The sequence below is a fragment of the Acidiphilium sp. 34-64-41 genome, from assembly GCF_002282635.1.
In the GTDB taxonomy this organism is placed as follows: domain Bacteria; phylum Pseudomonadota; class Alphaproteobacteria; order Acetobacterales; family Acetobacteraceae; genus Acidiphilium; species Acidiphilium rubrum.
Genome location: NZ_NCJX01000098.1, coordinates 1 through 9,792 on the forward strand (window position 1 = coordinate 1; position 9,792 = coordinate 9,792).

At 64.9% G+C, this 9,792-nt stretch carries 13 protein-coding genes and 1 pseudogene; 7 read left to right on the forward strand and 7 right to left on the reverse strand.

Annotated elements, in window-relative coordinates:
- From B7X49_RS15900 to B7X49_RS15915, 4 genes and pseudogenes are all read left to right on the forward strand, one after another.
- Positions 1 to 304: pseudogene (locus tag B7X49_RS15900) on the forward strand (AI-2E family transporter); the annotation flags it as partial.
- Between the two features lie 81 nt (positions 305 to 385).
- Positions 386 to 1,366 carry an aldo/keto reductase gene (locus tag B7X49_RS15905; protein ID WP_286703600.1) on the forward strand — a complete coding sequence of 327 codons (981 nt, stop codon included), beginning with the start codon at positions 386 to 388 and terminating at the stop codon, positions 1,364 to 1,366.
- A gap of 112 nt (positions 1,367 to 1,478) precedes the next feature.
- Positions 1,479 to 1,706 (forward strand): 50S ribosomal protein L31, encoded by a 228-nt coding sequence (gene rpmE, locus B7X49_RS15910; RefSeq protein ID WP_265637405.1) that lies wholly within the window; start codon positions 1,479 to 1,481, stop codon positions 1,704 to 1,706.
- A 316-nt stretch (positions 1,707 to 2,022) separates the two neighbouring features.
- Positions 2,023 to 2,490, forward strand: a complete 468-nt coding sequence (locus tag B7X49_RS15915) for an Hsp20 family protein (RefSeq protein ID WP_286703599.1) — start codon at positions 2,023 to 2,025, stop codon at positions 2,488 to 2,490.
- A 44-nt stretch (positions 2,491 to 2,534) separates the two neighbouring features.
- Here the strand turns inward: B7X49_RS15915 and B7X49_RS15920 are convergent, their stop codons facing one another.
- The 3 genes from B7X49_RS15920 to B7X49_RS15930 are packed head-to-tail and all read right to left on the reverse strand — an operon-like array spanning position 2,535 to position 4,763.
- Complete coding sequence (locus B7X49_RS15920; RefSeq protein ID WP_286703598.1) at positions 2,535 to 3,482, reverse strand: HlyD family secretion protein; 948 nt, start codon at positions 3,480 to 3,482, stop codon at positions 2,535 to 2,537.
- A 10-nt stretch (positions 3,483 to 3,492) separates the two neighbouring features.
- Positions 3,493 to 3,711 carry a DUF1656 domain-containing protein gene (locus tag B7X49_RS15925; protein WP_286703597.1) on the reverse strand — a complete coding sequence of 73 codons (219 nt, stop codon included), beginning with the start codon at positions 3,709 to 3,711 and terminating at the stop codon, positions 3,493 to 3,495.
- Positions 3,708 to 4,763 carry an FUSC family protein gene (locus B7X49_RS15930; protein WP_286703596.1) on the reverse strand — a complete coding sequence of 352 codons (1,056 nt, stop codon included), beginning with the start codon at positions 4,761 to 4,763 and terminating at the stop codon, positions 3,708 to 3,710. The genes B7X49_RS15925 and B7X49_RS15930 overlap by 4 nt, the downstream gene beginning before the upstream one ends.
- A 97-nt stretch (positions 4,764 to 4,860) precedes the next feature.
- Here B7X49_RS15930 and B7X49_RS15935 point away from each other — a divergent pair, with 97 nt between their 5' ends.
- Positions 4,861 to 5,802, forward strand: a complete 942-nt coding sequence (locus B7X49_RS15935) for a LysR family transcriptional regulator (protein WP_286703595.1) — start codon at positions 4,861 to 4,863, stop codon at positions 5,800 to 5,802.
- Between the two features lie 108 nt (positions 5,803 to 5,910).
- Here the strand turns inward: B7X49_RS15935 and B7X49_RS15940 are convergent, their stop codons facing one another.
- On the reverse strand, positions 5,911 to 6,240 hold the full coding sequence (locus B7X49_RS15940) for a hypothetical protein (protein WP_286703594.1): 330 nt from the start codon (positions 6,238 to 6,240) through the stop codon (positions 5,911 to 5,913).
- A gap of 154 nt (positions 6,241 to 6,394) precedes the next feature.
- Complete coding sequence (locus B7X49_RS15945) at positions 6,395 to 6,979, reverse strand: regulatory protein RecX (RefSeq protein WP_286703593.1); 585 nt, start codon at positions 6,977 to 6,979, stop codon at positions 6,395 to 6,397.
- A gap of 82 nt (positions 6,980 to 7,061) precedes the next feature.
- On the opposite strand from B7X49_RS15945, the gene B7X49_RS15950 reads away from it, so the two are divergent.
- Together B7X49_RS15950 and B7X49_RS15955 are read left to right on the forward strand one after the other, a co-directional pair.
- Positions 7,062 to 8,045 (forward strand): malate dehydrogenase, encoded by a 984-nt coding sequence (locus B7X49_RS15950; protein WP_286703592.1) that lies wholly within the window; start codon positions 7,062 to 7,064, stop codon positions 8,043 to 8,045.
- Between the two features lie 59 nt (positions 8,046 to 8,104).
- Positions 8,105 to 8,974, forward strand: coding sequence for a phytanoyl-CoA dioxygenase family protein (locus B7X49_RS15955; RefSeq protein ID WP_286703591.1), 870 nt, complete (start codon positions 8,105 to 8,107; stop codon positions 8,972 to 8,974).
- Positions 8,975 to 9,043: 69 nt separating this feature from the next.
- Here the strand turns inward: B7X49_RS15955 and B7X49_RS15960 are convergent, their stop codons facing one another.
- Together B7X49_RS15960 and B7X49_RS15965 are read right to left on the reverse strand one after the other, a co-directional pair.
- Complete coding sequence (locus B7X49_RS15960) at positions 9,044 to 9,250, reverse strand: hypothetical protein (RefSeq protein ID WP_286703590.1); 207 nt, start codon at positions 9,248 to 9,250, stop codon at positions 9,044 to 9,046.
- Positions 9,251 to 9,284: 34 nt separating this feature from the next.
- Positions 9,285 to 9,629, reverse strand: coding sequence for a hypothetical protein (locus B7X49_RS15965; RefSeq protein WP_286703589.1), 345 nt, complete (start codon positions 9,627 to 9,629; stop codon positions 9,285 to 9,287).
- Positions 9,630 to 9,792: the final 163 nt, after the last annotated feature.

Genomic DNA, 9,792 nt, shown 5'->3' on the forward strand with positions numbered 1-9,792 from the left:
CAAATACAACGACGTCTCCCGCCACACCCTGCAAAACCTCGACGTCAGCAACGTCGCCATGGCCTCCATCGCATATCTCGACATCAGCGGCAGCCCCGCCCACCTGCGCTACCTGATCCGCCGCCTCCGGCGCTACCTGCCGCCCGGCACGCCAATTCTGGTCGGCCTCTGGCCCAGCAACGATCCCGCCCAGGAACAGACCCGCACCGCCATCGGCGCCGATCATTACGCCAACTCCTTCGCCGACGTCATCAAGTCCTGCGTCACCGTGATCGCCGCAGACCACGTCCCGCTGCCCGGCTGATTTGAACATGGCAACCGTGCGCGGCCTTTTCGCGACCGCGCCACACGCTCATATAGCCGGTCAACCATTCAGGAGCAGTGCATGAAAACCCGCCAACTCGGCACCCTAACCGTTTCCGCCCTCGGCCTCGGCTGCATGGGCATGTCCGATTTCTATGCCGGCCGCGACGAAGCCGAAGCCCGCGCCACCCTCGACCGCGCGCTCGAAGCCGGCATCACTTTCTTCGACACCGCCGACATGTACGGCATGGGTGACAACGAAACGCTGCTCAGCAGCTTCGTGCAGGCGAACCGCAGCAAAATCGTCCTCGCCACCAAATTCGGCAACGAATTCACCGCCGACCGCAAACGCCTCGGCGTCAACGGCAAGCCCTCCTACGTCAAATCCGCCTGCGACGCCTCCCTCAAACGCCTCGGCATCGACACGATCGACCTCTACTATCAGCACCGCGTCGACCCGACCGTGCCGATCGAAGAGACCGTCGGCGCCATGGCCGACCTGGTCAAAGCCGGCAAGGTCAAGCACCTTGGGCTCTCCGAAGCCTCGCCCGCCACCATCCGGCGCGCCCATAAAATCCACGCCATCAGCGCGCTGCAGACCGAATACTCGCTCTGGTCGCGCGATCCTGAAGGCGAGCTTCTGCAAACCGTGCGCGAACTCGGCATCGGCTTCGTCCCCTACTCCCCGCTCGGCCGCGGCTTCCTCGCCGGCGCCATCACCAAACCCGAAGACCTCGCCGCCGATGACTGGCGCCACAACAACCCCCGCTTCCAGGGCGACAATTTCGCGAAAAACCTCAAACTGGTCGAGCAGGTCAAACAACTCGCCGCCGCCAAATCCTGCACCCCCAGCCAGCTCGCGCTCGCCTGGGTGCTGGCGCAAGGCGACGACATCGTACCGATCCCCGGCACCAAACGCCGCAAATACCTCGATGAAAATATCGGCGCACTCGACGTCACCCTGACCAGCGACGATCTCGCCGCAATCGACCGCATCATGCCACCCGGCGCCGTCGCCGGCACCCGCTATCCCGAAGCCGGCCTCAAAGCCGTCAACCTCTGACCACAAAAGCCGGGGCGCCACCCGCCCCGGCCACCTTGCATCCAAACCGCCTCCGCGTTATGCGACCCGCTTCATGACCGGTCGGCATCGGTCAGCCCCCAGGAGATCCGCGATGAAGGCCAATATCCACCCCGAGTACCACGAGATCAATATCATCATGACCGATGGCACCGCCTACACGACCAGGTCATGCTACGGCAAAGCCGGCGATACGCTGCGCCTCGATATCGATCCGAAATCCCACCCAGCCTGGACCGGCCAGCACCGCGTCATGGACACCGGCGGCCAGGTCGCAAAATTCAACAAACGCTTCGCTACCATCGGCGCCCGCACGAAGTAATCCGGGTGGTACTTGGGTCAAGCAAGGCCAGGGGCCCTGCCCCTGGACCCCGTTAAAGGCGGAGCCAATCCATTAGGTTTAGGCAAGGGGAGGGCACTGCCTCGCACTTGTCGCGTGTCTGGCCTGGACAGCCCCCCCGCCTTGCCTGCCCTAACACCCACCGGAAAATTTCGGGCCGCTGTTGTGAATCCTCTTGAACACGTCCCCCTGTAGTGACTAGATTGAGATCGAAGGATGCCATTGGGTCCTTCGTCAGACTGCGGATTGGTCAAAGTGACAATCCGAATCTCAACCTTGCTATTGCAGGAGGTTTGTTATGACTCTTGATTTCTCGCCCTTGTTCCGTTCCGCCATCGGTTTCGACCGTTTGCAGCATTTGCTGGATAGCGTGCCGGATGCCAGCGTGACCTCGTATCCCCCGTACAATATCGAAAAACTCAGCGCGGAAGACTATCGCCTGACCATGGCGGTGGCCGGTTTCCGGGCTGACGATATCGAAATGACGGTCAAGGAAAACACGCTGGTCATTGCCGGCAAGATCGCGAACGAAGCGCAGAAGGGTGAAACCCTGTACCGCGGCATCGCGGCCCGTGCGTTCGAGCGCCGGTTTGCGCTGGCCGACCACATGGTGGTCGACGGTGCGACGCTCGAAAACGGTTTGCTACATGTTGGCCTGAAGCGTGTTATCCCCGAGGCCTTGAAGCCCCGCCGGATCACGATCGAGGCGGCAGCACCGGCCACCGTGCGCACGATCGAGCAGGATACCGCCAAGCTCGCGGCCTGATCTTTCCACCTGAAGACGCCCCGCATCGCGAGATGCGGGGTTTTTTAGTGCCCGTGTCCCGGCACGATTCGCACCGTGGCACTCATGCCCGCCGCGAGGAACAAACCTGACGGCACGCGATCGAGCGCGATATGCACCGGGATGCGCTGTGACAGCCGCACCCACGAATAGACCGGATTGACCACCGGCAGCCCACCGGCCGAGGTCTGAGCGTCGCTCACCGCAATTCCCCGCCCGATCCCCTGGACAGCGCCGGTCAGTACCCGCCCTGGGTCGGCTAGCAGCTGGATTTTCGCTGCAGCACCCGGCCTGATTCGGCCGAGTTCGGTCTCCTCGAAATACGCCGTCACCCAAATATCGTGGGCATCGATTAGGGTAAGCGCCGCGCTGCCCGCATGGGCATAATCGCCGGCGTGCAGCGTGAGGTTGGTGATCGTGCCGGTGACCGGCGCGGTCACCACGGTCCGCCGCAGATGGAGCAACGCCTGCGCCACGCGCGCCTTGTCACCCATCACCGCAGCCTCGGCGGCCTGCGCGGCGGCGGCGGCGTTCTGCTGCGCTTCGGCCGATACCGCCATCGAGGGCAGGCGCGCCCGGCGCGAGGCATCAGCCGCTTTCATCCGCGCGGTCGCTTCATCGGCGGCGAGTGCCGCCTGGGCGGCGGCCAGTGCGTTCTCGAAATCGGACGGGTCGATCCGCATCAGCACCTGGCCGCGCCGCACGGTCTGGTTGGCATGAACATCGACCGACACGATCCGCCCGGATATTTCGGGCGTGATCGCGATCGCATAGGCCCGCACTCGGGCATCGCGGGTCCACGGCGTCGCATCGTAGCGGGTCCAGGCCAGCGAACCGAGCCAGATCGCCGCGATCACCACAATGATCGTCGCCAAGATCGAAAACACCGGCTTGTAAGGCCGCGCCTCCGCCGGCGCCGCCGCGGGCGGCTTCGTCCCCGGCGTCATGACATCACGCTCCGCCGAATCAAACATCGCAACCCTCTCAAATCGAGGGCATCGCGAGGATCAATCCTCCGGCGATGCACCCAAACAACGACAGCATGAATAACGGCCAGTTCCACACCAGCCGATCGACGCCGGCGCGCGCCAGCAGGCGGCGCAACACATCAGTCAGCACCACCGCAAGCAGCAGCATCGGTACCGCCGGCTCGATCGTGATACCGAACAGCGACATCTCGGCAAGGTGCGGCAACAGGCTCATGCCGCCCGCCGCACCAGGTCGCGGATCGGCACGAACCCCAGGAAGGTCGCGACCGAGACCAGCACCCCCGCGATCATCGCGGCATCGGTGTTCAGCGCCGATCCGAGGTCGAAATTCAGGATATTCGCCGGATCGGCCGCCAGCATGAACGCCAGATTATAGCCGGTCGCCGGCCCCTGGGTGCGCGGATCGGCGACCCCGAGCCCGCCCAGGATCAAGCAGGGCAGCAGGATCAGCGCCTCGGTCTCGAACCCGGCACCCTGGGTGAACAGCGCGAACCGCACGAACAGCCCGAGCCCGGTGCCGAGCAGAAATCCGCGCAGCAGCCCAAGCGTCGCCGCGAGCTTGCGCGGATGGGCGGCGAACAGCATCACCGCTGCCCCCGACATCAACACGAAATCCGGCCCGTTCTCCCATTGCGACACATACCAGAACAGGCTCGATAGCCCGATCGCCAGCACCGCCCGCACGGCGTTACGATTGGCCTGCCCCGGTACCGGCGATTGCGCCTGATCGAGGCCGGCACTCCGATGCCCGGCGAACACCGCCGCCGCCAGCCCGGCGCAGACCACGCCCAAAGTGACCTCGGCGGTGCGAGTGATCGCGACGGTGAACGCGCTCGCCGGATCGGCAATGCTGCCATAGGCGACGATACCGGTGGTGAGCCAGGTGAGCGCCAGCGCGTAGGTCTCGAACTGGCGGGCCTTGGTGCCGAAATAAACACAGACCGCCGCCCAGATCGCCATCGCCGCATCGAACACCAGCGGCGTCTGAGCGAACAGCGCGATGAACGCCACACCGACCGCCGCCCCCACCAGCGTGCCAGCCATGCGGTAGAACGATTTGGCAAACGCGTGATCGGGGGAGGGCAGGCTGACGGTCAACACCGTCCAGGCCGCCCAATGCGGCGTATCCAGGTTGAGCAGCATCGCCAGATACAGCGCAAGCAGTGCGGCGAGCGCGGTCCGCACCGCGAACCAGAGATCGCGCGGCAGGTCGGCCGCTAGGGCCGCAAACGCCGTGCGCAACTGTGTGAAACCGGGAACCGCCATGACAAGAACGATATATTCATATTTGTTGGGCCGAGTTACACTAAATTTTGATTTATCTCATGCGAAATGCACCATAAATCGCCAGGGCATCGACACAATGGACCAGTTAAGCCTGCTCAATACCTTTGTCCGCGTTGCCGAGCGCGGTTCGTTTTCGGCGGTGGCGCGGGATTTCAGCACCTCGCAGCCGGTGATCTCCCGCCAGATCGCTGCGCTGGAGGACCAGTTGGGCGTACGCCTGATCCAGCGCACCACGCGCCGCCTGTCCTTGACCGAGGACGGCCAGGTCTATCTCGATCACGCCCGCGCCGTGGTCGAGGCGATGGATGCGGCGCAGGCGAGCGTCGGCGTCGCCCAGAAAACGCCGACCGGGCAGGTGCGGCTGGGGGTGCCGACCTCGGTGGGCATGTATCTGGCGGCCCGGCTCCCGGAATTTTTCGCGCGCTACCCGGAAATGTCGGTCGATCTGAAAATGCGCGATGGCGCGTTCGATCTGGTTGAGGAAGGGCTCGATCTGGAGATCTCGGTCGCCGAGGCAACTCAGGCGAGCGTGATCACCCGCACCATCGGCAGCGCCGCTTCGGTGCTGGTCGCATCCCCGGCGTATCTCGCGGCGCGCGGCAAGCCGGCGACCCCGCAGGACCTCCTCGATCATGAATGCATCGTCTACACCCGCCCCGGGATCGACCGGAACTGGCGATTCTTCGGCAAGGGGATCGATGAGACCGTGACCGTGCACGGCCGGTTCCACGCCGATTCGAGCGAGGCGGTGCGCCGCGCCGCGCGCGCCGGCCTGGGCATTGCGATGCTGCCACGCCTGACCACGATCGATGACGTCAATTCCGGGCGTCTGGTCACGCTGCTCGATGCGTTCTGCCCGATGAAGGTCAAAGTCTACGCCATTCTGCCGTCGCGCCGCTACATTCCGCCGCGGACCCGCGCGATCCTGGAATTTCTGATTGCGGACTTCGAGAGCACGCCGTTTCTGCAATCGACGACCGGCGCCGCCGGCGTGCCGCAGGCACCGATCTTCGACTGAGTTTCAACCCGATTCCGGTCTGCCGGTGGTTTGAGATGAAGCAGGCGGCGCCATACACGGTGCCGCCTGCTGCTGATGTCGGATCAACCCGACACCCGATCCGACGGATCAGCCCCGATTGCTGCGCGGTGCCGTATTGAACGCGGTTGCGACATTACCCTGGGCGAGACCGATCTGCGATTGCGCGAGTTTCGCGCTGCTGTGCGGGGTCGCAAAGTTGGGGTAGCTCTGCGCGCCGTTGCCAGGGTTCGCCGGCTCGGAGATCACCGGCGCACCGGCGACGCGGAAGGCGGGATAGGCCTCACCGGTCACACCGGCCGCGGCCGAGGACACCAGCGGCTGCGCCGGCACCACCGGAATGCCTTGGTCGGCCAGAGCGCTGCCGGCACCAGCCAGAGTGATCAGCGCGAAAGCGGCGGCAAAAGTAAGATTCTTCATAACGAACTCCAATTCAGCGCGGCGCGCGGCCGGCCTCACCATGGGGTCGTTACCGCGTCCGCGACTGCTGCAACGCAACATAGGGCTGGACCGCTGTCATAGTGATGTCACAAACCGGCATAACATTCATCGATGCGCCGACATGAATATGGCATCAGGCCGGATCGCCCCGCCGCGCGGCCAGCACCAGCGCCTCGGCGTCCGGGCGATCGAGTGCCAATGCCCGCTCCGCCGTGGCACGGTCGAAGCCTTGGCGTGCCAAGCTGGCGAGGGCGCGCATCCGGTCGCCTTCGCCGAACGGTGGCAGCCGGCGGCGGCGCAGGTACAGGCAGGCGGCGGCAAGGTCGCGCGCTTGATTGTCCGGCACCAGGCTGGCCGCGAGGTCGGTATCGATCCCTTTGGTTGCGAGATGGGCGATGGTGGCGCGGCGGGATTTGCCTTCACGCGCAAGGCGGCGGGCGCGCGAGGTGGCGAATTCGGTGTCGTTGACCGCGCCGAGCGCGCGCAGCGATGCGATGATGCCGGGGATCGCGGCACGGCCGGCGGTGCGGGCGGCGGCGATGGTTTCGGGTTCAGCGCCATCGGCTTCGGTGGCGCGAACCCAGCGATCGATGCGGCGGGTCAGCACGCGGGCGAGGCCGGCTTCGGTCGCGGCGAAGCGGGCGAGGTGGGCGATGGCGGCTTCGCGCAGGCGATGCTCGGTGGGGGGTGGGCCCGGCTTGCGTTCCTCGCGTTTCATCGCTTCAGTGTGGCATGGCGCATGGGTTGACCGGAAGCCCTGGCGGGCGATAGTGCGGCGCATCAAATCAGGAGCAAGTCCCATGGCCAAATCCCCCGTCCGCATCGCCGTTACCGGCGCCGCCGGTCAGATTGCGTATGCGCTGGTGTTCCGCATCGCGAGCGGCGCGTTGCTGGGGCCGGATCAACCGGTCGTACTCACGCTGCTCGATCTGCCGCCGATGCAGGGCGCGCTCAAGGGCGTGATGATGGAACTCGAGGATTGCGCCTTCCCGACGCTGGCGGGCATGGCGGCGACCGATGATCCGAAAGTGGCGTTCCGGGATGCCGATATCGCGTTTCTGGTCGGCGCCAGGCCGCGCGGCAAGGGTATGGAGCGCAAGGATCTGCTGGGCGCCAATGCCGAGATTTTCACCGTGCAGGGCCGCGCTCTGAACGAGGCGGCATCGCGCGACGTGCGGGTGCTGGTGGTCGGCAACCCGGCCAACACCAATGCCTATATCGCGATGAAATCGGCACCCGATCTGTCGCCCGCGTGTTTTTCCGCGATGATCCGCCTCGATCACAACCGTGCCGCCTCGATGCTGGCGGGCAAGGCCGGCATCGATGTCGGCACGATCGAGAAACTGGTGGTCTGGGGCAACCACTCGCCGACGATGTATCCCGATTATCGCTTCGCCGAGGCCGGCGGGCGCAAGCTTGCCGCGATCATCGATGACGAGGCGTGGAACCGCGAGGTGTTCATCCCCACCGTCGGCAAGCGCGGTGCGGCGGTGATCGAGGCGCGCGGTGCGTCATCCGCCGCGTCGGCTGCGAACGCCGCGATCGATCAGATGCGCGACTGGGTGGTGGGCTCGCACGGTAAATGGGTTTCGATGGCGATTGCCTCGGACGGCAGCTATGGCGTGCCCGAGGGCATCATGTTCGGTGTGCCGGTAACCGCCGAGCGCGGTATTGTGACGCGGATTCCGGGGCTTGCGATGGATGAATTCGCGACCGAGCGGTTCGCGATCACGCTGAACGAGCTGAAGGAAGAGCGCGACGCGGTGGCGCATCTGCTCGCCTGACGCGGTTGCCCGACCCGGCGCCGCCCGTTAGACTCTGCTGATACAAGGGAGAACGGGCGATGTCGGAATCGGAGACCATGGTGACATTCGAGGATCTGGTCGAGTTCCCCGACCCCGCAACCTTGCCGCCGCTCGATCGACCCGGGGTCGATGAAGCGGGGTTGACCGCCGATCAGGCATCGTGGCGGCGGGATGGCGTGGTGATCAAGCGCGGTTTCATCCCCGACGCCCTGCTCGACCCCTATATCGAGCGGCGGGCCGCCTATCGCGCCGGTGTCAAGGGGCATCTGGCGGGCTGGCAATACGGGCATTGCTATGTCGGGCTGCCGAGCCTGCGCGATGTGGCGCTGTATCCGCCGCTGATGGATCTGCTGGGCGCGCTGGTCGGCGAAGAGATGTTGTTTCATCTGGCGTTGACCGCCTGGGTCACGACCGGGCGCGAATGGCATCAGGACGATTATCTGAACCCGGATTTCGTCAACACCTGGTATGCGGCGGCGTGGATCGCGCTCGATGATATCGCACCCGACAGCGGGCCGTTCGAATACGTGCCGGGCTCGCATCGCTGGGGGTTGATGCGCGGCGCGCGGGTGCGCGCGCATCTGACCGAGGAAGAGCTCACCCGGATCGAGCCGGCGCATGGCATCAACCAATGGCCGAAATACGCCGAGCGATTCGTGACCCCGGCGATCGAGGCGAAGATCGCGGGTTGCGGCATTCCGGTGGTGCCGTTTCTGGGCAAGAAGGGCGATGTGTTGATCTGGCACAGCCGGCTGATCCACCGCGGTTCGCCCAGCCAGCCCGGCACGCTGCGCAAATCGCTGATCACGCATTACTCGGGCATTCACCACCGGCCGGACATGGTGATAAAGGCGCGCGATGCGAACGGCCGCGCCTATGCGGTGTTCGACGAGCCCGACCTGAACTGACGATCGGTGACATGACGATCCGCCGCCGGCATGGGGGCCGACGACGGATCATGAGGCGACGCGCTTGATCTACTGATTGACCTGTTCGGTTTCCGAATGGGTCGTGGTCACGGTTGCGGGCGGTGCCATGGGGGCGGCGAGCACCGGTTTGGTCGTGGTTTCCTCGGTGGTCGTCGATGTCGTGGTGGGCGGGTTATCCGCGCACCCGGCAAGACTGACCCCGACGGCGGCTATGCCGGCGATCATTGCCAGCCTCATCGTTCGATCGCGTGTCATTATCATCGCTCCTGTCTGATCCCCCTGATCGCGTTCAATTCGAGGGTGTGGTTGTCGTCGTGGTGGTAGTGCGCTTGCTGCTCTCGATCGCGACCGGCGGCTGCACCACATGGGTCTGCATGCTCTGCGACGCCGCGGCATCGCCGTTGCCATAGGTGGTTTTGCGGGAGTAGGTCTGATCCCCCATGCCATCATTGGTCTTGGACACGGTCGTGCGGCTCAGAACACCGGGGGCGGGCGGCACGATCGGCGCGGGCGCTGCCTGCACCGGGGCGACCTGGGTTGTGGTGGTGCTCGACTGATAGGCGGAACTCTGGGCCATTGCGGTGGCGCCGGTCATTGCAAGGGCGGCAATCGATGACAGTATGTACTTATTCATGTGATGTCTCCTCGGTAGTATTACGATTGAATCCATAACCATGAGGAAATATCTAGGGATGAAAGAACCGTGCCTATCCGGTTAAGTCAGACACCCACTACATGTGGGGTGGACCCATGCTCCCGAATAAAGCTGGGCATAGGTTGGCGCCTCGGCGCCGCCC